This window comes from Haloferula rosea, assembly GCF_016595525.1.
GTDB classification, from domain to species: Bacteria; Verrucomicrobiota; Verrucomicrobiia; order Verrucomicrobiales; family Akkermansiaceae; genus Haloferula; species Haloferula rosea.
In genome coordinates, this window is the sequence record NZ_JAENII010000013.1 from 101,157 (window position 1) to 124,457 (window position 23,301).

Below are 23,301 nucleotides of genomic sequence, written 5' to 3' on the forward strand. Positions count from 1 at the left end.
GCATCACGGTCTGAGGCCGGTTCCGGGTCGAACTTTCGGCTGGTTTTCGAGGGGCGATTTGATTGGATCCCGACCCCGCTGGCACAGGCTGGTCGGAACACTCTGGCATGAATATCATCATTGTCGGCGCCGGTGAGATCGGACGCCACCTCGCGGCCTCCCTTTCTCGTGAGGCGCACTGCATTTCGGTCATCGAGAATGACCCTGTCCTGGCGGACGAGCTGGAACAGAGCATCGATGCCAAGGTGGTTTGCTCGGATGGCACGAGTGTCAGTGCGCTCTTGGAGGCGGGTGTCGGGGAGTGCGACCTCTTCCTCGCTCTGACCAGCTCGAATACAGCGAACCTGGTGAGTTCCTCGCTGGCGAAGAATCTGGGAGCACCCCAGGTCGTGTGCCGGGTTCACCCCAGTTTGCAGCGGGAGGAGTTCCTGTTTGATTTCAAGAAAACCTTCGGGGTGGATCACTTGTTTTCCTCCGAGCGGCTGGCGGCGATCGAGCTGGCGAAGTTCATCCGCAATCCGGATTCATTGGTGGTGGAGGAAATCGCCCGCGGTCGGATCGAGCTCCAGCAGGTCGAGGTTGATGCCAAGTCCGATGCGGTTGGGAAGGCCCTCAAGGTGTTGAAGGCACCCGAGCGCACCCGGGTCGCCATGATTTCCCGAGGAGCGGCACACCTTGTGCCCAATGCGGACTCGGTGATCGAGGCAGGTGACATCGTGACGATTTTTGGTGAGCCCCGGAAGTTGAAGACGCTCGCGGAAAGGCTCCACCGCAAGGGGGATGGTGATGCGATGCGGGTGGTCATCTTTGGTGGGGGAGAGTATGGGTTTTCCCTCGCCCAGATGCTGGAGGGCTCCGAGTGCCGGGTGCGGATCTTCGAGGAAGATGAGAACCTCTGCAAAAGCCTGGTCGACCGGCTGTCGAACACCACGGTGATCCACGCGGATGCCACGGTGGTAGCCGAGTTGCAGGAGGAGCAGGTCGACAGCGCCGAGTTTTTCGTGGCGACGAGTCCGCGGGATGAGGACAACGTGATGTCCTGCCTTCAGGCGCACACGCTGGGTGTGAAGACCTGTCTCAGTCTCATTCACCGGGCGGATTATGCCGATGCCATCAGTTCGTCCGGAAGGCACTTCGGGGTGCAGGCGGCGGTGAGTCCGCGGGATGCGACGCGGCGTGAGATCGAGCGGTTCCTGACGTCGGACCGGTTCCACCTGGTGAAAAAGCTCCCGGGTGCGGAGATCCTCGAGATGAGGGTGAGCGAAGGCTCGATCGCGAGCGGTCACATGGTGAAGGAAGTGGATTGGCCGGCGGAGTGCATCCTCGTCGGCCTGCTGCATGTAACGCATTCGGACGTGCCGGGCCCGGACGACGTGCTCCAGACCGGCGATCACGTCTATGCCGTGGTTTCTCCCAAGGCGCGCAAGGCTTTCGTGAAGCTCCTCGGTTGAATCGCCATGAACTTCAGGATTCTCGCCAAAGTGCTCGGCTTGCTGCTGCTGCTCCTCAGCGTGGCCATGTCGGTCTGTGCGGTATTCGCGAGGGTCGACCCGATGGCGGTCAAGCTGAACGCGACGTGGGCGCTGTTCACCTCGGCCGGGGTGACCTTCTTGGCCGGGGCCATTCTGATTCTGTCGGGACTGGGGAAATTCGACCGGATTCCCCGCCGTGAAGGGGTGGTGATCGTGGGTCTCGGGTGGGTGCTGTCGACGGTTTTCGGGGCTTTGCCCTACATGCTGTGTGAGCCCCACCTCAATTGGAGTCAGGCCTTGTTCGAGTCGGCTTCCGGTTTCACGACCACCGGGTCGACGGTGATTTCCGATCTCACGCTCTGGCCCCGCGGGATTTTGCTCTGGCGGTCCGCCACTCAGTGGCTCGGAGGCATCGGGATCCTGGTCCTGTTCGTCGCCGTGCTTTCCTACCTCGGCGTGGCATCGAAGTCGTTGTTCCGGAACGAATCGTCCTTCAAGACGGGTGAGGCGTCGACCGCGCGGATTCGGGATACGGCGCTGACCTTGCTGAAGATCTATCTCGGGCTTACGGGGCTCTGTCTGGCCGGCCTACGGCTACTAGGTTTATCGTGGTTTGACTCGGTCAGTCACGCAATGACGACGGTGTCGACCGGGGGCTTCAGTCCTCACAACGCGAGCATCGGGCACTACACGGGGTGGGGAAATGGCTGGGCCATTGAGCTGTGGCTGAGCGTCTTCATGGTGCTTTGCAGTCTGAATTTCCTCATCTTCGCGGTCATCGCGGCGAAGAACTGGAACCGTCTGCGTGAGGAGGATGACGCGCGTTGGTTCCTTGGCATCACCGTGGGCATCAGCCTGACCATCGGGCTCGGGTTGTTCGCGGATGCGCGCTACTCGATCGATCTGGTCGAAGCTCTGAGGGAGAGCTGGTTCATCGTGGTGTCCATCGCTTCGACGACGGGTTTTGGAACGGTCGACTACGAGTTGTGGCCGGCCTGGTGCAAGGCACTGCTGGCCATCCTGATGATCGTCGGCGGTTGTGCCGGTTCCACGGCAGGGGGGATGAAGGTCGGGCGGCTTGAGATTTTCCTGAAGTCCTCGGCTCACGAGGTCATCCGTGCGTTTCGTCCGAACCAGGTGTTCCGCTTGGTGGTCAATGGATCACCGGTGGATGATGCGTCGCGGGCGAGGACGACCTCCTTCGTCGCCTTGTATCTCCTGATCATGGCACTCGGGTCGGTGGTGGTGGGGATTCTTGAGGCCGGACATGGCGTGGATCTCGAAACCTGTCTGGGGGCGGTGCTCGCGACCTTGTCGAATATCGGACCGGGTTTTGGCGACCTGGGACCGACGGAGAATTTCTCGCAGCTCCGGGAGCCGACCTTGGCCTTCCTTTCCGGTCTGATGATCCTTGGCCGTCTGGAATTGTTCGCGATTCTGGTGCTCTTCGTGCCGGCTGCCTGGAGGCGCTACTGAGCCCCTGAAACCTCGGTTTTTCCGACCTTTGTTCTTGGATCGGTGAGGTAGATGTGAATTTGTCATACACGTCAAACGTCAAGCCCTGTCATGAACTCACTTCCACGCCGGACCTTCCTACGCCAGTCCCTCGCAACCGCTGCTTCCACCGTCGCTCTGGTGGGTCGTGGCATGGCCGCACCGAGCGAGACCATCAACGCGGCCGTGATCGGTTTGGGCAGCAGGGGCATGCTGCTTGCGAAGGAAGCGGCCTCCGTTCCGGGAGTGAAAATCACGTGGTTGATCGACCCGGATACTTCCCACGCGAAGAACGGCCTGAAGATTGCACCGGATGCGAAGGTCGCCCAGGACATGCGCGAGGCGCTGGACGACAAGGATGTCGATGTCGTGATCATCGCCACCTGCAACCACTGGCACTGCCTCGCCGCCATCTGGGCATGTGAAGCAGGCAAGGATGTGTATGTGGAGAAACCCCTAGGCCACAGCATCGTGGAGCAGCGTCGCCTGATCGAGGTCTCGGAGCACTACAAGCGGATCGTGCAGGTCGGCACCCAGCAGCGTTCCGACCATATTCAGGAAGAGATCCGCGAGTATCTTCATGGAGAGAAGGCTCTCGGGGAAATCCAGTACATCCGGGCCAACCGCTACGGTCTCCGTGAGCCGGTCCCGGTGGCTCAGGGCAAGTGCAAGATCCCATCCAGTGTCGACTACGACCTGTGGTGCGGACCGGCGGAGAAGCGTGAGCTCACCCGCAAGAACCTGCACTACGATTGGCACTGGGATTGGAACACCGGCAACGGCGAGATGGGCAACTGGGGTGTGCACATTCTCGATGACGTGCGCAATGTCGGTCTTGCCGACAAGGTCGGTTTGCCGAAGCGGCTCTTGGTCGGCGGTGGCCGGATGATCTGGAAGGATGGAGGTGAGACGCCGAACGTCCATTTCGCCTACTACGACACCGGGTCGATTCCCGTGCTTTTCGATCTGACCAATCTCCCGATCAAGCCGGGCTCGAAGGCGGCACCGGGATACATGGGAACGCGCAGCGGCTACACCGTCCACTGTGAAGGCGGACGCTACAGTGGCGGCCGCGGTGGTGGAGCAGCCTACGACAACGACAACAAGCGAATCCGCAAGTTCAGTGGCAGCGGTGGCAAAGGCCACATGGCGAACTTCATCGATGCGGTGCGTCAGCAAAAGCGCTCGCTGCTCAAGGCGGACGTCCTTCAGGGCCACTACTCCAGCGCTTGGTGCGAACTCGCCAATGTCGGCTACAAGGCGGGCGGCGCCTATTCGAAGGATGCAGCGATCGAGGTGAATCGCTCGAAGTCCTCGTGGGAGGAACTGGTCGATCAAGCGAACGAGCGTCTGGTGGCCCATGGGGTTTCACTCGATGATCCGAAGATCAAGTTGAGCCCCGTGCTCGAACTGGATCCGCAGTCCGAGCGTTTCACCGGTAAGATGGGTGAGGCGGCGAACCAGCATCTCGCCTGCAACTACCGGAAGGGATTCGAACTTCCAGAAGTAGGATGAGATCATTCGTGATTGCGAGCCTCGCGCTTGTCGGATGGACGGGAACCGTGATGGCTGATCCCTCGACGCACCAGTTGTTCGCCGATTTCTCCTTCGAGAAGAAGGCCGATGTGGCCGACTGGCAGGTCCGCGAGGGAAGTGAATGGAGTCTTTCTCCTGAGAAGGGACTCTATCAGCTCACGAAGCCGGGCAAACAGGGTGAGTTCCGTCGTCCGATGTCCTGGAGTGTCTGGAAGGGGCAGCAGGTCGAGGCGTTCGAAGTGAGCGTGCGTGCCCGATGCCTCACTCCTACGAAAGTGAAGGGGCGCGATGTGCTCATCATCTTCGGCTTCCAGGATCCGGATCACTATTACTACGTCCACCTCTCGGCTGAGAATGCGAAGGTGCACAACATCTTCGCCAAGGTGGACGGGGGCGAGCGAACGCCGCTTCCGCTGAAGGGTGAGAGGGTGCCGCGTCTTCTGGAGGATGGATTTCAGACGCTGAAGGTGACGCATGACCCGGCGACTGGTGAAGTGGCTGCCTGGGTCGATGGAAAGCCAGCTCTGCAGGCCGTGGACAAGACCTTCAGTGGCGGCTACGTCGGGGTGGGTTCCTTTGATGACACCGTGGATTTCGACCAGTTCACCTTGAAGGGCAAGGCTCGTAAGTAGGGGTGGGCCTTGGTGCCGTCCGAGCGGGCCTCGACCCGGGTGGTCCGCTGAGGCTGGATCTCGAAGATCAGCGGGGCGATTCCTCTCCCTGCTTTTGGGGTGGTCATCGGAACGAAGCGGGCTAGGATGCCGCCCCCTGAGCGGGGAAACGAGATGTCAGAACACGAAGGCAACGATGGATTGGAACTGGCCATGGCATGCGCCAAGGCCGCTGCGGAGATTCAGGCGGAGGATATCAAGGTCTGGGACTTGCGTGGCTTGTCGACGCTGACGAACTTCATGGTCGTTTGTTCGGGTACGTCGATGCCCCACCTGCGCGCCATTTTGCGGGATGTGAAGGGCCACGTGCAGGATTGGACCGGAGAGCGTCCGGTGAATGCCGAGGGCAAGGCGGATACCCGCTGGGTGGTGCTGGATTACATCAATGTGATGGTCCACGTGATGCACGAAGAGCTGCGTGAGTTCTACGGCTTGGAACAGCTGTGGGGCGACGCCAAGGAGATCGCGGTGCCTGAGGCGGACGGCTCGGAGGGGTGAGGTGATTTTCCTGCTCCGCGGAGTGGCGGTTCGTGCTCATCCGGCTTAGAAGCGGGGCGTGCGGATTGAGATTCTGAATACGGGCAGCGAGCTGCTGCTGGGGACGACCTTGAACACCCATGGCCGGTGGTTCGGTCAGCAGTTGTTCGATCTGGGCCTGCGGGTCCAGCGCCTGACGACGGTGCCGGATGGCGACGCGATCCGCGATGCGCTTGCGGAATCCGTCCAGCGCGCGGATGTCGTGCTGGTCACCGGTGGTCTGGGGCCGACGAGCGATGACATCACCCGCGAGGCGACGGCCGAAGTGCTGGGTGTGGATCTGATCGAAGACGAGGCGGCGATGAGGTCGCTCGAGGCCTTCTTCGCCCGCTTGGAGAAAACCATGGCGCCCGACAACCGCAAGCAGGCGCAGGTGCCGGTGGGGGCCGATGTGTTGCCGAATGGGAATGGGACGGCGCCTGGAATCTATGTGCCGCCGAGACTGAATGGGGCGGCCAACTGCGCGGTGTTTCTTTTGCCTGGTCCGCCTCGCGAGCTCTATCCGATGTTCAAGGCGGAGGTTGTGCCACGCCTGCGGTCGTTGGGAGGGATCGAGGAAAGCGGGGAGAGGATTCTCGAACTGAAAATGGTGGGAGTGGGGGAAAGCGATTTGCATCAGGCGGTGGACGAACCGCTCAACCAAGTGGAGGGATTGGAAGTGGGGTATTGTGCGCGGCTTGCCGAGGTGGACCTGCGTCTGATCGGCAAGCCCGAGGCGATCGAGAAGGGTCGCGCTCTCGTGATGGCCCGTTTTGAAGAGGACTGCTTCACGGACGATGGTTCGGAACTTGAGGAAGTGGTGGTCCGGACCCTAGCCGCGAAGGGGCTGACCCTGGCGACGGCGGAAAGTTGCACCGGTGGTCTGATCTCAAATCGGCTGACGGACGTGCCCGGTGCGAGCGAGGTATTCACCCACGGCTTCGTGACCTACGCCAATGAGGCCAAGGTCAACTGTCTCGGAGTCAGCGAGGATGACCTCGCGGCCCATGGCGCGGTCAGTGAACCGGTGGTACGGCAGATGGCGGAAGGCGCGCTCAAGGAATCGGGGGCGGACATCGCCGTTGCCGTGACCGGCATTGCCGGGCCCGGTGGAGGAACGGACGAGAAACCGGTGGGGACCGTTTTCCTCGCCGTGGCCTCACGGACGGGTGAGACCCGGGTGCACAAGCGGATGCACCTGCGCGACCGGAAGGCATTCAAGCGAACAGTGAGCCAGAACGCTCTCGATCTGGTGCGGCGGGAACTCCGCCACATCAGCTAGGCTCAACCCGGCTCAGCTCAGAACGGGATCTCGTCGGACTCGTCCGGTTCGTTGTCGAATGACGAGTCGAGCGAGGAAGCGCTTGGCTGAGCACCGCCGGAGTCGCCGCCGCTGGTCTTGGCGATCTTCCAGGCATTCAGGTTCACGTAGAAGCGGTCCTTGTACTCGTTGCCACGGATATCGAAGGTGACTTGGACTTCATCGCCGATGGCGAGTTCGTCGAGCAGCTTGGTGCGGTCCTTGACGGTCTCGAACTTGACCATCTGGGGGTAGTTGCCATCGGGAACTTCGATGACGAATTCGCGTTTCGTGAAGCCGCTTGCGAATTCCTGCAGGTCGAGGAGGTGTTTAACGGTGCCGGTGAGTTCGAAGGAGTTGGCCATGGTCTTAGGTGGTTTGTGGGATGGATCGGTAGCGACGCACTTCGAAGGCGTCGTGGGATTCTAGGATTTCGGGCTCCGAAAAGCGCGGTTCGAAGGATGGAAACGTGGTGTCGCCCGGATGGCAATGGTGCACATGGCTGACGATGATTTCATCCAGGCATGGGAGGAACAGATCGTAGATCTGTGAGCCGCCGATGATGAAGATTTCGCCGTCGAGGTCGAGCTTCGACAGGTCCTCCGCGCTGTGAATCACGTCCACTCCCGGATGGGTCCACTCGGGGTTGCGGGTCAGGACGATGTTGCGGCGTTTCGGCAGGGGGCGCCCGATCGACTCGAATGTCGTGCGCCCCATGACGATGGGATGCCCCGAAGTCGTACGCTTGAAAAACGCCAGATCCTCGGGCAGGTGCCACGGGAGTGTCCCATCCTTGCCGATGATGCGCTCGGGAGTCATCGCCACGATGGCGGTCAGCTTGGGGGACTTGCTCATGGGCTCAGACAGACACCTGTGCCTTGATGTGGGGGTGGGGGTCGTAGCCTTCAAGCGAGAAGTGCTCGAAGGTGAAGTCTTCGAGCTCGGTGACCGAGGGGTCGATCTTCATCGTTGGTAGCGGGCGAGGGTCTCTCGTCAGTTGCTCGCGTGCCTGATCGAGATGATTGGCATACAAGTGGAGGTCACCGAAGGTGTGGATGAAGTCCCTCGCTTCGAAGCCACAGACCTGGGCGATCATCTGGGTCAGGAGTGCGTAGGAGGCGATGTTGAAGGGGACGCCAAGAAAGAGGTCCGCGGAGCGCTGGTAGAGCTGGCATGAAAGCCCGGGCCGATCGGAGTCGGGCTCGTGAACGAAGAACTGGAACAGGCAGTGGCAGGGGGGGAGTGCCATGCGGTCGATCTCACCGGGGTTCCACGCGACGACGAGGTGTCGGCGGGAGTGAGGGGACCCACGAAGTCCGTGAATCAACTCGGTGATCTGATCGATGTCCCTGCCATCCGGGCTGGGGAATGATCGCCACTGGCGCCCGTAGACGGGGCCCAGGTCTCCGTCTTCGTCGGCCCACTCATCCCAGATGCGGACGCCGTGCTCCTTCAGGTAGGCGATATTGGTGTCGCCTTTCAGGAACCAGAGCAGCTCGTGGATGATCGATCGGAGGTGGAGTTTTTTGGTCGTCAGGCAGGGGAATCCCTCGCGGAGGTCGTAGCGCACCTGACGCCCGAACACTGCAAGGGTGCCCGTGCCGGTCCGGTCGGCTCGTTTCTCGCCGTTTTCCAGAACGTCGCGGAGCAGCTCGAGGTAGCCTGTCATGCGCTGAGTGTGACTGAGAGGGGAAATCGAGCAAGAAAAGGGGAGTGCCCGACCGGGGAAATCGTGAAGAAATTGCGACATTTCCGTGATCGCGTAGTTTCGGAAACTACGCAGGCTGCCAAAGTCCCCACGTCAGCGCGAGCAAGTCCCCCCTGCGAAACGCTGGCACCCGATTTCCCCCCGAATCATCCCCCCGAAAGCAAGTCCCCGGAGGCCGGTGTCCCCCACCAACCTCCGGGGATTTTCGCGTTCGAGGAGGACGAAACCGGTCATGCCTGTGAAGAAATCGGGCCATTTCACGTGATCACGGAGTGGTGGCCGATGCTGCCTGTGGCATGATTCATCCATCAGCGCGAGCCATCCCCCCCAAGCGAAGCGCTGAGACCCCAATTCCCCCCAAACCATCCCCCCGAAAGCAAGTCCCCGGAGACCGGCGTCCCCCGCCAATCTCCGGGGATTTTTCTTTCCTGAGTCTGCAGGCGGGTCACTCCACGGTGACCGACTTCGCGAGATTGCGCGGCTGATCGATTTCGCAGCCGCGGATGCGGGCGATGTGGTAGGCGAGGAGCTGGAGGGCGACGGTGGCGGGAATGGTCGAGACCAGTGGATCACAGGCGGGGACCCGGATGACATCATCCATGTAGGCGGCGGCTTCCTCGTCGCCTTCGGTGATGACTCCCAGGATACGCGCCCCACGCGCCCGGCATTCCTCGACGTTACCGAGGGTCTTGTCCTTGCCCGGAATGTCGGTCGCAATCGCGATGACCGGCGTGCCCTCCTCAAGGAGGGCGATCGGCCCGTGTTTCAGTTCGGCGGCGTGGTAGCCTTCAGCATGAATGTACGAGATTTCCTTGAGTTTGAGCGCGCCTTCGAGGGCAACGGGATACATGCATCCGCGACCGATGAAGAAAGCATGCTCGTTGTCGGCGTAGTGTCTGGCCAGTTCGGCGATGGCTTCATTCTGCGCGATGGTGGCACGTACGAACTCGGGGATGGAATCGATCTGTTTCGCGAGGTGCATGCCTTGCTCGCGTGAGTAGCGGCGGCCTCGTGCGAGCTTCAGCGCGATCATCAACAGCACCGCGACCTGACAGGTGAATGCCTTGGTCGAAGCGACCGAAATTTCCGGTCCTGCGTGAAGATAGACCCCGCGACCGGTTTCGCGTGCGATGGTCGAGCCGACGACATTGCACAGTCCCATGACAAAGGCCCCCTTCTGGTTGGCCTCGCGGACAGCGGCCAGTGTGTCGGCGGTCTCGCCGGATTGGGAAATGGCGACGACGAGGTCCGACCTGCCGATGAGCGGATTGCGATAGCGGAACTCGGCGGCCTGATGGACTTCCGCGTGCAGGTCGGCGAGGTCTTCGAAGGCATACTCGCCCACGAGACCGGCGTGAAGGGACGTGCCGCAGCCGAGAAGAACCACGCGGTTGATCTCCGCGAGGTCCCGGCTCGAGGTGCCCATGCCGGAGAGGACGGACGACCCGAGGTTGAAATCGAGTCGTCCACGGATCGCATTGGCGAGCGACTCGGGCTGCTCGTGGATCTCCTTGAGCATGAAATGCTCGTAGCCGCCCTTTTCCGCAGCATCGGCATCGAAGCCGAGCTCCGCGACTTCGCGGGTGACGGGCACGCTGTTGAAATCGCGGATTTCGACCCCGTCGGCGGTGACGATGGCGAGGTCGTTGTCTTCCAGATAGATGACCTGACGGGTGTGCGAAATGATCGCGGCGGCATCGGATGCAATGATGGTTTCACCATTGCCCACACCGATGACGATCGGGCTGCCTCGCCGGGCCGTGATGATCTGGTCCGGTTTGTCGGCGGCGATCACGGCGATCCCGAAGGTGCCTTCCACCTGATGAAGGGCGTCGCAAACCGCTTGCACGAGATCACCCTTGTATCCTTGGCCGATCAGGTGGGCGAGGACCTCGGTATCGGTTTCTGAAAGGAACGTATGGCCGTCGGCTTCCAGTCGCTGACGGAGGGATCGGTAGTTCTCGATGATGCCATTGTGGACCAGTGCGATGCCCGAGTTGAGATCGTGATGGGGGTGCGCGTTGACTTCGGTCGGTGGTCCGTGGGTGGCCCAGCGAGTGTGGGCGATGCCGACATGCGCCTTCTCCAGATCGTCCCCGGTCCACGTCGTGCCGACGCGTTCGTCGAGGGCTGCGACCTTGCCGGCGGCCTTGCAGGTCTGGATGGAGCCATCAGTCACGATGGACAATCCCGCGGAGTCATAACCGCGGTATTCGAGCCGCTTGAGTCCGCTGACGAGTATGGAAGGAGCCGATGACTGGCCGATGTATCCGACGATGCCGCACATGGTGAATGGGAAGTGGTGGGAGTGTTAGAGAAAAGGAAGGTGGATCACTGCACGTCCCGGCTGACGATCGCGCCGGGGAGGGTGGAGGTGCCTGCGAACAACTTGCGCCCGGGATAGATGGAGGTGTTGATGCCGGTGTGCACGCGGTCACCGATGATGGTGCCGAATTTCCTGCGACCGGTGTCGACGAGTTCACCGGCGACCATGGTGCGGTGGTTGCCTCCGTCGTGCCGGAAGTTGGAAGTGATGGTGCCTGCGCCGAGGTTGGCATCGGCGCCGAGGATCGAGTCGCCGACGTACGAGAGGTGTCCGACATTCGTGCGCGAGAGAATGATGGAGTTCTTGATCTCGACGGATTGGCCGATGTGGCACTTGTCTCCGATCGAGGTGTTTCCGCGGATGTAGCAGTTCGGGCCGATCTTGCAGTTCTCACCGATGACGACATTTCCTTCGAGGTAGACGCCGGGCAGGATGCGGCTGCCCTTGCCCAACTGGAGCGTGCCCTCCACGACGGCATTGGCGTGAACTTCGCCTTCGATGCGGTCTTCGGAAAGCGAGCCCACCCAGGATTCGTTGGCACGCAGCAGATCCCATGTCTGGACAATCATGAAGGAACCGGGAGCAACCACGGACTGGGACGGGTCGGGCGCTTCACCCGTCCATGCCAGCGGGGTGCCCGACTCATCGGTCAGGGTGCTGATGGACCCCGGCACGAGTCGTGACAGGTCGTCGGGATGAATCCACGCCCGGGCGGCGACGGTGATTCCTGTGAGACGTTGGTGGTGAGCCTGAAGTGTGATGTTTCCGATGGGAAACTCAGCAAGCGGTCGTTCAGCGAGGACGGGCATGGCGGAGGCTTCGATGGGATCTGACAGGAATCAAGCGGGGACCCCGATGTCTTTTTGGATCGCGTCGGCGAGTCGCTGTGCCCAGGTCGCGGTGGTGTCCGCGTCCTTGTGTTCCACCAGCACGCGGATCTTGTTTTCCGTCCCCGAGTAGCGGATCAGGTGCCGGCCATCTTCGCCGAATGCTGAGTCCGCTTCGGCGAGTAGCGATTGGAGTGACTCCAGTTCCTCCAAGGGAGGCTTCGAGGCGACGGGAAGGTTGATCAACTGTTGAGGAAACTCGCGCATGCAGCTGGCCAGTTCGGCCAGTGTGGAACCGGTTCGTTTCATCATCGCGAGCACTTGGAGCGCCGAGAGGATGCCGTCGCCGGTGGTCGCCTGATCGGCAAAGATCAGGTGACCGGAATTCTCACCTCCAAAGGAATGGCCTTCCGCGCGGAGGGCCTCGATCACCTGACGGTCACCAACACCTGTGGTGAGCACGCTGATGCCTTCGCGCTTCATCGCTTCATGAAGTCCGAGGTTGCTCATCACAGTGGCCGCCATGGTGTCGCCTTTCAGTCTGCCTTGTTCCTTCAGGGAAATGGCACAGAGCGCGAGGATGCGGTCGCCGGAAACGGGAGTGCCCGTGGCATCGGTGAAAATCACGCGGTCGGCATCGCCGTCGAAGGACACGCCGAGGTCGGCCTGATGTTCCTGCACGAGTGCGCCGGCGGTCTCCGGATGGAGGGCTCCGCACCCTTCGTTGATGTTGACTCCGTCCGGATCGCAGCCGGTCTTGATGACTTCGGCACCCAGTTCGCGGAAGATGATGGGGGCGATGGACCAAGCGGCTCCGTGACCGCAGTCGACGACCACCTTGAGGCCGTGGAGGCTGATGTTGTTGGCCGTGTGTTTGGCATACTCGATGTAGCGACCCCGGGCATCATCGATGCGGTAGGCCTTGCCTATGCGCTCGGGGGACATCGGCGTGGGCTCGGGTTCGTCCCCGAGAATGTAGCGCTCGATGACCTCCTCCAGCTCATCGGTGAGCTTGTAGCCATCCGGGCCGAAGATCTTCAGGCCGTTGTCCTGATACGGGTTGTGCGAAGCCGTCAGCATGATGCCGGCGGCGCAGCCCATCGACTTCGTGAGGTGGGCGATCGCAGGCGTCGGAAGAGGGCCGGGAAGAAAGACGTCCATGCCCATCGAGACGAGACCGGAGGTCAGGGCGGTCTCAAGCATGTATCCGGAGATCCGGGTGTCCTTGCCGATCACCACCCGGTTGCGGTTGGCACCGGATGAGCGCAGCACGGTGGCGATGGCTTTGCCAATACGCAGGGCGACTTCTGGGGTGATGGGAAATTGGTTGGCCTGGCCGCGGATGCCGTCGGTTCCGAAAAGCTTCATGGTCTGAAATTGAGAAATTATGGCAGAAAATGTCTGCAAAGGTGAATGTTAAGGTCGTCCATATTCGGGTGCAACCCCAATGAATCAGGCGGTGAAGAGGGCTTTGTCATGTTCTAGACTGGTCTGTGGCTGAAGGCACCAAAACGCATGATTTTTCCAAGGCTCGAGGCGGTGCTGGGTGATTGCCATCCGGCAGCGGGGGTGGGAGGCTGCAGTCGTGCAACGGGTGGCGGTAATCAATGTGGTCGGGCTTTCTACATCTCTCCTGGATGTGGGGATGCCGAGATTGAAGGCATTCTCGGACCGGGTCGGTTTGCAGTCGTTCCGGCCGGCATTTCCGGCGGTCACCTGCACCGCCCAGTCGTCGATGCTTACCGGTACCTGCCCTCGTGAACACGGGATCGTCGGCAATGGCTGGTATGACCGCGAGAGCGCCGAGGTGAAATTTTGGAAACAAAGCAATCATCTCGTCCACGGTGAGAAGATCTGGGATGCGCTGAAGCGCGAGAATCCCGAGTTCACCTGCGCCAAGTTGTTCTGGTGGTACAACATGTATTCCAGCGCCGATTATTCGATGACCCCGCGTCCGCTGTATCCCGCCGACGGGCGCAAGGTCTTCGACATCCATACCCACCCGATGGACTGGCGTGAGGCGGTGAAGGCGGAGCTGGGTGATTTTCCCTTTCCATCTTTCTGGGGGCCGGGGGCCGGGATCGCTTGCTCGCGCTGGATCGCGGATGCGGCTCGCTGGACCGAGGAAAAGGCATCGCCGACCCTGAGTCTCGTCTACCTTCCCCACCTCGACTACGGGCTTCAGAAGTGGGGCCCCGGAGCGCCCGAAATGGCGGAGGAGCTAGCGTTGATCGACGGGGTCGCCGCTGACCTCATCGACTACTATGAGGGGCGTGGGATCCGCGTGATCCTGCTTTCCGAATACGGCATCTCCAAGGTGTCGAAAACTGTGCATCTCAATCGCTTGTTCCGGGAGAAGGGGTGGATTCAGGTGAAGGATGAACTCGGTCGGGAGACTCTGGATGCCGGGGCAAGTCGGGTGTTTGCGGTGGCCGATCACCAAGTGGCCCACGTCTACGTCAGGGAGCCCGGCATGCTGCGCGAGGTGAGGGGTTTTCTTGATGAGGTCGATGGCGTGGCGGAGGTCCGCGCTGCTGCGGAAATGTGGGGTAGCGCGGTGGGTGCCGAGCGGGCCGGGGACCTCGTCGCGGTGGCGGATCCGGAGGCCTGGTTCACCTATTACTACTGGCAGGACGACTCCAAGGCCCCGGACTTCGCCCGGACGGTGGATATCCACAGGAAGCCCGGCTACGACCCGGCCGAGTTGCTGATCGACCCCTCCATTGGCAATCCCAAGTGGGAGCTCGCCAAGTTCCTCATGAAGAAGAAACTCGGGCTGCGCGGGTTGCTCGAGTTGATCCCCCTCGACGCGGTGCTGGTGAAGGGATCGCACGGGAGGGACGAGGTCGAGGAAGGCGAGCGGCCGGTGCTGATCGGTTCCGAGGTCAAAGTGACGGCTGCAGAGGATGTCCACCGAGTGATCCTCCAAGCGGTCACGGGCGGGTGAAGGATGTGGATAACTTGCGCTGCGGAGGGCGGCGATGAACGCTGATTGACGAGTGTCTGAGGTCGCACACTGAAGGGAGCGTTCGATTCAAACAAAACGGCAAGCAGTCTGTTAGGTCAAAGAAGCAGTAAGAACGTGGGTATCTCCCAAAGGATTAGATTGAGATAGCGAATGTGAATAACCGTTATTCACATTCATTCACAGTGGGAGGATCCGCGTAGGTTCGCCGGTGGACCTTGTTTGAAACGTCTGTCGACTGTGAATAAGTCGCTGATGCGTTGTGAATAAATCTGGGTGCAATTCCGCAGCTGTGCCTATTCCGGTGCGGCGTAGTCGTGGACAAGTTGGTAGAAGAACGCGTCGTCGTCGGGTTGGGGAACGGTGAACTGAGCCTCCGATCCAGAGCCAATGATCGGATCTTCGGTGAGGACTTCATTCCAGTCGCTGAGATCTCCGCTGTTCCAGAGCGTGTAGGTGACGGCGCGGGAGGCAGGGAAGATGAGCTCGATCTCGTCGCCGATTCGCTGTGGATCCAGCGAGCAACCGGGGAGGGGAAACTGGCTCTCGCCCCGGAGGCCCGGACTGCCGAAATCGCTGCCGAATGGGGTCAGGGATTCGACGTAGTCGGAGCCGTAGGATTGGCCGTTGAGGGGGCGGTTTCCGACTGCGATTTCCAAAGCGACCCCGGCCCCGAAGGGGTCACCATCTTCATAGGCGATCGAGGCAACAAGGTCACCATTCTGGTCGAGGATGCTGATGACATCCCGGGTGTTGGTCAGGGTGAGGTCGCCGACGGAGTCGGACCAAACGGCGTCCGGGGTGCCTCCAGGAGCCGCCCCATTGAGATCGGCGCTGACCCCGATGACGAAAAGGTCTCCGGGTTCGACCACTCCGGAGAAGGTTGCCTGGTTGTCCTGATCATCGACGATCAGCCAGTTCATCATGTTGATGGTGGATCCGGTGTGATTGAAGACCTCAATGTACTCGCCGGTTCCTTCCCCGACCTGGTCCGGGTTGGGCATGATTTCGGTGATGATCAGATGCCCGGTGGGGAGACCGGGGTCGGGATCCGAAAAGAGGGGAATGAGGTCGTTCAGGGCCTGGGTGATGAACGACCAATTTGACGCTGGAGCGTCGCGGACATCTGGATCGGTCTCCAGATGGATGAATCTCTCGGGAAAGACGGCGGTGACGGCTGCGGTCATGCAGGGCTCGGACGAACCATTGGTGTGCCGGCCCAGGGTGTTGTTCGAACCACTCAGGTTCGGGTCTTCTCCGGGTTCCTGATGGCTGACGGCATAGCGGGAGTCGTTGGCGTCGTCGGCGAGGATGATCTCGTTCATTCGGGTGGCCAGATCACGGGACAGGGAATTGCCGATCCAGACGTCCGAGGTGCCGTTGCTGACCACGGCATCCGAATCGTCCGAGCCATCCGCCATGCCGTGGAGGTTCAGGCTAACGGTGCGGTCGAAGTGCGCCTCGATGACATCATGGGCCGCCTGAAACAGGCTGTCAGGAGCATGAGCCATGTCCGAGATTCGGTAGGCTTCACCTTGAAGGTCGCCGTCACAGTCGGATGGCGTGGGCGAGTTGTTCCGGTGGGTGCCGGCCTGCATGTAGACCACGGCGTGGGTATTGATGAAGATGTCTGTCGCCGGGACGCGGACTCCGTCGTAGAGCGGGTGGGGGCATTGGACAACGAGGGCCCGTTCGGGGGTGAGATCGATGACGTACAAGCCGCCCCAGTGCTGGTTGCTGTCTCTCTCACGGAGGATGGCGAATGTGTCGGCCGAATTGTCGTCGGTGTAGGAAACCAGGTCGTAGTTCGCGGTGGCAGCCTCATCCGCTGCGGACTGGAGGTTCCCTTGGAGGATGTGCTCGAGGGCGGCTCGGAAGGCGTCGCGCTGGTCATCGGTGGGGAGTTGGTACTTGTCAGGGCTGGCTGCGGAAGGGATCGCGGTCCCGTCGATCAAGGCCTGGAGGTCGCCGTTCTCGACCAGGATTGGCGCCGAGTGGACCGACGAGATGATGAGAAATGGAAGGATTTTCCGGATCATACCATGGAGACTGCCCTCCTCGCCCCGCGCTGCCAAGCGGGCAGTTTGACCATGCATGGGGCGTTCTCCCGTGGGAAAGGCCTCAAGGATGCAGGACTGCCGGTGCGCTGGCGTCTCCGGCAGAGGTTTTCGCCCCATTGACAGGCGGGTTCGGGTGGATTATCTGGCCGCGCCATGAGCGAAGCGACTACTGAAAAGCATGTGTTCCAGGCCGAGATCCAGCAGCTCCTCGATCTGGTGGTTCACTCTCTGTATACGGACCGGGAGATTTTCCTCCGTGAACTGATTTCGAATGCCTCGGATTCGATGGAGAAGCTCCGCCACCTTGAGGGGACGGAGAAGGATATCCAGGATGCGGGGATTCCCTTGCAGGTCGAGATCACTACCGACGAGGAGGCCGGCACCCTGACCATTCAGGATCACGGCATCGGCATGACCCGTGAGGAGCTCGTCGAGAACCTCGGCACCATTGCCCATTCGGGCACCAAGTCGTTCCTCGAAGCCCTCAAGGACAGCGGCAACAGCCCGGAGAACATGATCGGCCAGTTCGGGGTGGGCTTCTACTCCGCTTTCATGGTCGCCGACGAGGTGCAGGTCTACACCCGGAGCTGGCGTCAGAACGGCGAAGGTTTGGTGTGGACCAGCGATGGCAAGAGCGGCTACGAGATCGAGGCGGCTGACGGTGTCACCCGCGGGGTGAAGATTGTTCTCAAGCTCAAGGACGACCAGAAGGAGTATGCGAAGGAAGACCGGGTGAAGCACCTGGTCGAAACCTACAGCAACTTCGTCGGCTTCCCGGTGATGATCGGTGACAAGCGCATCAACGAGGTCGAGGCACTGTGGCTGAAGAACAAGAGCGAGATCAGTGACGACGAATACAAGTCGTTCTATCAGTTTCAGGCGAAGGCATTCGACGAGCCGCAGTATCGACTGCATTTCTCGGCGGACGCCCCGATCGAAATCAACGCGCTGATCTTCGTGCCGTCGGAGAACCCCGAGCGGATGGGCATGCAGAAGATGGAGCCGGCGGTGGCACTGTATTGCAAGAAGGTCCTGATCGATCCCGAGCCGAAGAACCTGCTGCCCGAGTGGATGCGATTCCTCAAGGGGGTGATCGATAGCGCCGATCTTCCGCTGAACATCTCGCGCGAGACAATGCAGGACAGCGCCCTCGTGCGTAAGGTCGGCACGGTGATCAGCAAGCGTGTGATCAAGATGTTCGAGAAGGAATCGAACGGCGATCCCGACAAGTATCGGGCGTTCTACAAGAAGTTCGACCGGTTCATCAAGGAGGGGGTCGCCACCGACTTTGCCAATCGCGATGCCTTGGCGAAGCTCCTTCGATTTGAAAGCTCGATGACCGAAGGGGACGCGGTAACAAGTCTGCCTGAGTACCTGACCCGCGCGAAGGAAGAGCAGGATGCCATCTACTACATCGTCGGTAGTAACCGCGAACAGATCGAGGCCAGCCCCTATTTGGAGGCATTCAAGAAGAGGGGTCTTGAGGTGATCTATTTCACCGACGCGGTGGATGAATATGTGGTCGACTCGCTGGGTGAGTTCGACGGCAAGAAGCTCGTGTCCGTTTCCAAAGGAGGTGTCGATCTGGAAGACACGGATCTCGACGGCGACGCGCTTTCCGAGGACGAGACCGCCGCTCTTTGCGATTTCCTGAAGAATGAGTTCGGTGACAAGGTGACCAAGGTCGAGGCGGGCAAACGCCTGGTCGACAGCCCGGTGATCGCTTTGACACCTCAGGATGCGATGACCCCGCAAATGCGTGCGATGATGAAGGCGATGGACGAGAACTTCAAAGATGAGGTGAAGGTCGACCTTGAGATCAATCCACGCCACGAGTTGATCAAGAAGCTTGCCGAAGCCAAGGATGCACAGCCTGAGGTCGCCGCACTGGTCGCCGGCCAGCTGCTCGACAATGCACTGATGGCTGCGGGTCTTCTCGAAGACGCGAGGGACACCGTCAGTCGCATGAACTCACTGATGGCCAAGGCGCTGGGTTGAAGTGTCTGCTGAGTTCTAAAGTCCTCAATCAAAGCCTCCCGCTCCGCAGGGGCGGGAGGCTTTTTGGTGTCGGCTCGAGGATCAGATCATCTTCTTTTCCTGTTCCACCGAGGGGCGGAGAGGCCCGACCTGTATCAGGGTTCTAGTCGTTGTGTCTGGTTTGTGGGCCGCCCTCTCATCGACTCTTACAGTCAAGGCGAAGGGGCTCCTCTCGCAGAGTGTCAGGAAGGAGTGCTCCGTATTCCCCGGAAGAGGTAGGGGAGCAGGAGAAGTCCAACCGCCAGCCAAAGGTAGGATCGTCTGGGTGAAGGGTGGTCAGGATCATGATGGGCTGGATCGGGCGTATTACCCCGGACATACGCGCGAAGCTGAAGGTTCTCTTCCGGGGTGAAAGCCACGGACGGGGTCTGCAGCAGGGACACGATGGAATCCGCGAGATCAGCACGCTTCCACTTCGTGAGGTCAGCGACGATTCGTGGTGCCAGGTCGGCATGGTGGGTGAGTGCCAGGCGATAGGACTCGAGGATGCGGTCTTGTAGTCCCTTTGGAGAGTTCGTTCCTTGAACTGAGCATGCGGCATGGATGGCATCCATCTCTTGGCGAGTCCTTTGTGGATTCGAAAAATAGAGTTCATCCAGACGATCGAGCCCTGCGGATCTTTCGGTCTCGATGAATGCCGTGGCCCATGCGGCGGTCTGAAGTGTCAGGGAGAATTTTGCATTGGACTCGACTGCCTCCACGATGCGCCGCTTGTCTTCGGAGTCCTGGCTCTGGGCGAGAAACAGAATGTAGAGGGCATGCCACTCGGCGTAGCGGATGTTCGCGAGGTATTTCCGAATCTCGGTGGTGGGGATCGCCCCCGCCAGATCCCGGATCTGTGAATACGGAGCTCGGCCAACCTCCAGGTGGGCCAGCGTGGCGATCTGTGGATCCGGGTGGCGAAGGTAGGGCGCGAAGAATCTCGGCCTTGCGTCGGGTTGGTTCTCCCAGTGGGACCTCTGTCTGAGAATTTCTTCGACCAATGGCCGGAGTGCTCCGTGATCAAGGCCGACTCTTCGCCAAGCGGGCGGGTCCTGTGCCGGCTGGTAGACGCAAATGATGCTCTTCTCCTCGTCATTGGCCAGGATGCGGCGGCCCTGGCTATCGAGGAAAAGTTCAAGCGACGGCGGCGAAGAATCGCCCCCGAGAACCTTGGTGGTTTGAAGGGTGAATGGAGCGTCGGGGTTCTCCCGTGCGAGGACGACGGCACTGGATTTCAGCAAGTGGTCCGCCAGCGATTCGGTCGGGAAGGGAATGCAGATCTGGCATGCCCGTGCGGGTCCGACTGCAAATAGCCAGAGCAGTAGGAATACGATTTGGAGACGAGCGAGAAACATGGCCGGGCGTGAGATGTTCATGTCCAATCCGATCTCAAGTCACGCTGAATCCGAGGCGCCGCTGGTCAGCGTTGGTTGAGGGTGAGGCCATCTTCATGGTGTCGAATGTGCACTGCTGGAGTTCGCGCCCGGAGCGGACTCGGTAAAAGAGTCGACCCTCGATTGGGGACGATGGAATTTGGGACACTTTTGTGCGAAATGTCGGCAGGCCGTCGTTGCCCCCAGCCTGATACTCAGTCGCTGAGAATCATGCTCGGTGTGAGTGAAAGGTCACCGCCGTGACTACGAAGAAAACCTCTCTTCCCACACGCTCGATACGGAGAAGGGAGGCTTGAGTCCGGTTGATCTGCTCCGTTAGAAATTGAACACCAGACCGAGGTTCGGGCCGTAGGTCTTGGTGTTGTAGATGAACCCGGAGTCGTTGTAGTCAACGCCGATGCCACGGTAGGCGAGTGCGATGGAGGCGTGTTCGGTCAATCTGAAGTTCACGCCGCCGACGAGTTGCCAATACTCCTCGGAACCCACTCCGAAGCCGCCATAGGCACCGAGGGCAAAGAGCGTCCAGCGATCCGAGAGGTGGTGTCGGACACGCAGGCCGAGGATCGGATCGATCCACGTCTTGGATCCCGAGGCCGAGCGGTTCAGAACGCCACGCCGAACGGCAAAGGTGGTTTCGTTGAGTTCAAGCTCGAGGCTCGTCAGGGCGGCGCCCCCGAAGATGTCGAAGATGGTGCGCTCGTCTTCGTAGAGCTCATACCCGGTGGTCAGTGTGGTCATGAACTGCTCCTGCTTGACGCCAAGGTAGCTCCTCTGGGTTGGTGCCACGGAGGAGGACATTTTCAGCCAGATGATGTCGCCATTGACCGACCAGCGGTTGCCCCGAGCTTCGAAGTTCGAGAAGAATCCAGCGTCGAGGTTGCTGAGAATGTCTGAGAACGGAATGTCGATGGGACCGGTAAGAGGGCCGACGCCGACGGTGCCGTCGACTCCCATCATCGGGCTGTACATGCTGACGAGGAAGTCCCAGCCATTGGATTCGGCTGGAGCTGGCGCGATGACGGGATTCAGCTCAGGAGTGCCGGCGTGAACTCCGGACGCAGTCGCGATCAAGGTGGCAGCCGCGATGATTCTTGAGGTCTTCATGGGATTCAGTGGTTGGATGCGAGGGCACGATCCATTTCGTGCGAGGGTAGATTGATATGAGTATTGGGATGCCTTTTGCGATACAAATCCTGTTGGTCCCGTCCGAGGCATTCCCCGCTTGCGTGGTTCGTCACAGACCAGATAATTGAACTCCATCATCCCGGGTGCAGGGGCGATGCAAACCTCGTTATTTTCTGATGATGATCACTCATGCTTCCCGCTTCCCGGTTCTGACATTGCTCGCGGTTGTCTTTCCGATCTTGGTGTCCAGCTGCGGTTCGGGTTATCGGGATGTCGAGCGGACGCCCAGCCGCGCCATGAAATCGGCAGCTCCGGGTGGGGTCTCCGGTCAGATTGAGGCGATAGCGAGACGGCACTCCGGCAAGTCGGGGTTTGCGGTGCTTGGAGGAAACCGGGAAGCGTACATCGACCGTGTGGCTCTCGCGGACTTTGCCACCAAGACCCTGGACGTGCAGTACTACATCTGGTCGGCCGATACGGCAGGGCTGCTTCTCGCGGACCGACTCGTGCGTGCGGCGGATCGTGGGGTCCGCGTCCGCTTCATGTTGGACGATGTGACCTTCAAGAACCGTGACAGTGCCACTGCGGCTCTTGCCGCGCATCCCAACATCGAGGTTCGGATCTTCAATCCGCATCGCAACCGCTCGCTGCGGATCCCGGAGTTCCTCACCAACTTCAAGCGTTTGAACAAGCGCATGCACAACAAGATCATGGTGATGGACAACTCCTGCGCGATCATCGGTGGGCGGAACATCGCTGATGAGTATTTCGGGCTGGGAGAGAGCTTCAACAACCGCGATCTCGATATCGCCGCCGTGGGACCAATCGTCCGTGAGGTTTCCTCAACCTTCGACGAGTTCTGGAACAGCGAGTCGGCGGTTCCCGTCGAGGAGTTTGTCCGGGAGAAACCAAACATGGATGATTTCCGCCGCCAGATCGTGGAACTGAGAAGCAACATCCGACCGGAACGCTGTCCGTTTCCGATCGACCAGGACATCGCCCAGCTCCGCACGCGGATCGATGCCATCATGAACAAGATGGTGTGGGCGCGAGGGGAGGTGCTTTTCGACAGTTACGAGTCGACCCAGGGGCGGGACGCAGGCGGGCGCATGGATCGCAAACTGTTTGCGGTGGTGGCCGGTGCCAAGCGGGATGTCCGCATGGAAGCGGCCTACTTCGTGATGCGGGATCGGGCAATCGAGGAGTTCAAGCGGCTTGAGGACGACGGGGTGGATGTCCGGGTGCTCACGAATGCCCTCGCCGGGAATGATGTGGTGGCGGCGCAAGCCGGTCACAGCAGGCGTCGCGCCCAAGTGATCCGGGCAGGTGTGGATGTGTATGAACTGAGGCCGGATGCTGTGGCTTTGCTCTCGCAGGTCGCTCCTCAGGCGAAGGACTCAAGGGCCGCGCTCCATACCAAGGCCTTTGTGGTTGATGGCAAAACCGCGTTTGTTGGCAGCTACAATCTCGACCCCCGGTCGGCGGAGATCAATTCGGAGATCGGGCTGTTGGTTCACAGCGAGAGATTTGCCAAGCAGGTCGGTGACTTCCTCGACCAGGGCGTGCGCCCGGAGAACGCTTATCGCGTGACGTTGGATCCCCGCGGGAAAACGGTCTGGCAGACTGAGATCGATGGGGAGACGCGGACGTGGATGCGTGATCCCGAGACGAGTTTCGGACGGCGCTTCATGAACGGCTTGTTTTCGTGGCTGCCGATCGAGAATCAGCTCTAACAATCGGGTCTCATCATGCTGGAACCCGAGGTGGGTCCGAGCGCGCGGGCTCCTGATGATACCACTTTCCCGGGACGTGCGATGGCGACGGTGGCGCCCCCCCCGGAGCGGGTTCATTCGCGGTCGGAGCACCATGGCTCATCGAGTGACGGGGA

18 protein-coding genes are annotated in these 23,301 nt (G+C 60.6%); 9 read left to right on the forward strand and 9 right to left on the reverse strand.

Going from position 1 to position 23,301, the window contains the following annotated elements:
* The first annotated feature begins 107 nt into the window (after window positions 1–107).
* The 6 genes from trkA to JIN81_RS15470 all read left to right on the forward strand — a co-directional run bounded on the left by trkA (window position 108) and on the right by JIN81_RS15470 (window position 6,971).
* The gene (gene trkA, locus JIN81_RS15445; RefSeq protein ID WP_200281802.1) at window positions 108–1,451 is read left to right on the forward strand and encodes a Trk system potassium transporter TrkA; all 1,344 of its coding nucleotides are present in this window, start codon (window positions 108–110) and stop codon (window positions 1,449–1,451) included.
* A gap of 6 nt (window positions 1,452–1,457) precedes the next feature.
* Window positions 1,458–2,948, forward strand: coding sequence for a TrkH family potassium uptake protein (locus JIN81_RS15450; protein WP_200281804.1), 1,491 nt, complete (start codon window positions 1,458–1,460; stop codon window positions 2,946–2,948).
* A gap of 90 nt (window positions 2,949–3,038) precedes the next feature.
* Window positions 3,039–4,481 carry a Gfo/Idh/MocA family protein gene (locus JIN81_RS15455; RefSeq protein ID WP_200281807.1) on the forward strand — a complete coding sequence of 481 codons (1,443 nt, stop codon included), beginning with the start codon at window positions 3,039–3,041 and terminating at the stop codon, window positions 4,479–4,481.
* On the forward strand, window positions 4,478–5,134 hold the full coding sequence (locus JIN81_RS15460) for a hypothetical protein (protein WP_200281811.1): 657 nt from the start codon (window positions 4,478–4,480) through the stop codon (window positions 5,132–5,134). Before JIN81_RS15455 ends, JIN81_RS15460 begins: the two co-directional genes overlap by 4 nt.
* A gap of 153 nt (window positions 5,135–5,287) precedes the next feature.
* A complete protein-coding gene (rsfS, locus tag JIN81_RS15465; RefSeq protein ID WP_200281825.1) occupies window positions 5,288–5,671 on the forward strand; it encodes a ribosome silencing factor in 384 nt (127 codons plus the stop codon).
* Window positions 5,672–5,729: 58 nt separating this feature from the next.
* Entirely contained in the window at window positions 5,730–6,971 is a 1,242-nt protein-coding gene (locus JIN81_RS15470; RefSeq protein ID WP_200281828.1) for a competence/damage-inducible protein A, read from the forward strand.
* Window positions 6,972–6,988: 17 nt separating this feature from the next.
* On the opposite strand, the gene JIN81_RS15475 is transcribed toward JIN81_RS15470, so the two are convergent.
* The 6 genes from JIN81_RS15475 to glmM form a co-directional block, all read right to left on the reverse strand.
* Window positions 6,989–7,354 (reverse strand): DUF3127 domain-containing protein, encoded by a 366-nt coding sequence (locus JIN81_RS15475; RefSeq protein WP_200281831.1) that lies wholly within the window; start codon window positions 7,352–7,354, stop codon window positions 6,989–6,991.
* 4 nt (window positions 7,355–7,358) lie between these two features.
* Window positions 7,359–7,844, reverse strand: a complete 486-nt coding sequence (locus JIN81_RS15480; protein WP_200281834.1) for a dihydrofolate reductase — start codon at window positions 7,842–7,844, stop codon at window positions 7,359–7,361.
* A 4-nt stretch (window positions 7,845–7,848) separates the two neighbouring features.
* Complete coding sequence (locus JIN81_RS15485) at window positions 7,849–8,658, reverse strand: thymidylate synthase (RefSeq protein WP_200281836.1); 810 nt, start codon at window positions 8,656–8,658, stop codon at window positions 7,849–7,851.
* A gap of 484 nt (window positions 8,659–9,142) precedes the next feature.
* Entirely contained in the window at window positions 9,143–10,984 is a 1,842-nt protein-coding gene (gene glmS / locus JIN81_RS15490) for a glutamine--fructose-6-phosphate transaminase (isomerizing) (RefSeq protein WP_200281837.1), read from the reverse strand.
* Window positions 10,985–11,028: 44 nt separating this feature from the next.
* Window positions 11,029–11,832 carry a DapH/DapD/GlmU-related protein gene (locus tag JIN81_RS15495; RefSeq protein WP_200281838.1) on the reverse strand — a complete coding sequence of 268 codons (804 nt, stop codon included), beginning with the start codon at window positions 11,830–11,832 and terminating at the stop codon, window positions 11,029–11,031.
* Window positions 11,833–11,862: 30 nt separating this feature from the next.
* Entirely contained in the window at window positions 11,863–13,218 is a 1,356-nt protein-coding gene (gene glmM, locus JIN81_RS15500; RefSeq protein ID WP_200281839.1) for a phosphoglucosamine mutase, read from the reverse strand.
* A 226-nt stretch (window positions 13,219–13,444) separates the two neighbouring features.
* On the opposite strand from glmM, the gene JIN81_RS15505 reads away from it, so the two are divergent.
* On the forward strand, window positions 13,445–14,797 hold the full coding sequence (locus JIN81_RS15505) for an alkaline phosphatase family protein (RefSeq protein WP_325100897.1): 1,353 nt from the start codon (window positions 13,445–13,447) through the stop codon (window positions 14,795–14,797).
* A gap of 314 nt (window positions 14,798–15,111) precedes the next feature.
* On the opposite strand, the gene JIN81_RS15510 is transcribed toward JIN81_RS15505, so the two are convergent.
* Window positions 15,112–16,854, reverse strand: coding sequence for a lamin tail domain-containing protein (locus JIN81_RS15510; protein WP_200281842.1), 1,743 nt, complete (start codon window positions 16,852–16,854; stop codon window positions 15,112–15,114).
* Window positions 16,855–17,028: 174 nt separating this feature from the next.
* On the opposite strand from JIN81_RS15510, the gene htpG reads away from it, so the two are divergent.
* The gene (gene htpG, locus JIN81_RS15515) at window positions 17,029–18,873 is read left to right on the forward strand and encodes a molecular chaperone HtpG (RefSeq protein ID WP_200281845.1); all 1,845 of its coding nucleotides are present in this window, start codon (window positions 17,029–17,031) and stop codon (window positions 18,871–18,873) included.
* A gap of 221 nt (window positions 18,874–19,094) precedes the next feature.
* Here the strand turns inward: htpG and JIN81_RS15520 are convergent, their stop codons facing one another.
* Both JIN81_RS15520 and JIN81_RS15525 read right to left on the reverse strand, forming a co-directional pair.
* Window positions 19,095–20,249 carry a hypothetical protein gene (locus JIN81_RS15520; RefSeq protein ID WP_234045029.1) on the reverse strand — a complete coding sequence of 385 codons (1,155 nt, stop codon included), beginning with the start codon at window positions 20,247–20,249 and terminating at the stop codon, window positions 19,095–19,097.
* 354 nt (window positions 20,250–20,603) lie between these two features.
* Window positions 20,604–21,392 (reverse strand): hypothetical protein, encoded by a 789-nt coding sequence (locus JIN81_RS15525; protein WP_200281851.1) that lies wholly within the window; start codon window positions 21,390–21,392, stop codon window positions 20,604–20,606.
* A gap of 263 nt (window positions 21,393–21,655) precedes the next feature.
* Here JIN81_RS15525 and JIN81_RS15530 point away from each other — a divergent pair, with 263 nt between their 5' ends.
* The gene (locus JIN81_RS15530; protein ID WP_325100896.1) at window positions 21,656–23,146 is read left to right on the forward strand and encodes a phospholipase D family protein; all 1,491 of its coding nucleotides are present in this window, start codon (window positions 21,656–21,658) and stop codon (window positions 23,144–23,146) included.
* The last annotated feature ends 155 nt before the right edge of the window (window positions 23,147–23,301 follow it).

Coding starts and splice junctions, on each gene's coding strand:
- trkA (WP_200281802.1), top strand. CDS start 108: ATGAATATCATCATTGTCGGCGCCGGTGAGATCGGACGCCACCTCGCG.
- JIN81_RS15450 (WP_200281804.1), top strand. CDS start 1,458: ATGAACTTCAGGATTCTCGCCAAAGTGCTCGGCTTGCTGCTGCTGCTC.
- JIN81_RS15455 (WP_200281807.1), top strand. CDS start 3,039: ATGAACTCACTTCCACGCCGGACCTTCCTACGCCAGTCCCTCGCAACC.
- JIN81_RS15460 (WP_200281811.1), top strand. CDS start 4,478: ATGAGATCATTCGTGATTGCGAGCCTCGCGCTTGTCGGATGGACGGGA.
- rsfS (WP_200281825.1), top strand. CDS start 5,288: ATGTCAGAACACGAAGGCAACGATGGATTGGAACTGGCCATGGCATGC.
- JIN81_RS15475 (WP_200281831.1), bottom strand. CDS start 7,354: ATGGCCAACTCCTTCGAACTCACCGGCACCGTTAAACACCTCCTCGAC.
- JIN81_RS15480 (WP_200281834.1), bottom strand. CDS start 7,844: ATGAGCAAGTCCCCCAAGCTGACCGCCATCGTGGCGATGACTCCCGAG.
- JIN81_RS15485 (WP_200281836.1), bottom strand. CDS start 8,658: ATGACAGGCTACCTCGAGCTGCTCCGCGACGTTCTGGAAAACGGCGAG.
- glmS (WP_200281837.1), bottom strand. CDS start 10,984: ATGTGCGGCATCGTCGGATACATCGGCCAGTCATCGGCTCCTTCCATA.
- JIN81_RS15495 (WP_200281838.1), bottom strand. CDS start 11,832: ATGCCCGTCCTCGCTGAACGACCGCTTGCTGAGTTTCCCATCGGAAAC.
- glmM (WP_200281839.1), bottom strand. CDS start 13,218: ATGAAGCTTTTCGGAACCGACGGCATCCGCGGCCAGGCCAACCAATTT.
- JIN81_RS15510 (WP_200281842.1), bottom strand. CDS start 16,854: ATGATCCGGAAAATCCTTCCATTTCTCATCATCTCGTCGGTCCACTCG.
- htpG (WP_200281845.1), top strand. CDS start 17,029: ATGAGCGAAGCGACTACTGAAAAGCATGTGTTCCAGGCCGAGATCCAG.
- JIN81_RS15520 (WP_234045029.1), bottom strand. CDS start 20,249: ATGTTTCTCGCTCGTCTCCAAATCGTATTCCTACTGCTCTGGCTATTT.
- JIN81_RS15525 (WP_200281851.1), bottom strand. CDS start 21,392: ATGAAGACCTCAAGAATCATCGCGGCTGCCACCTTGATCGCGACTGCG.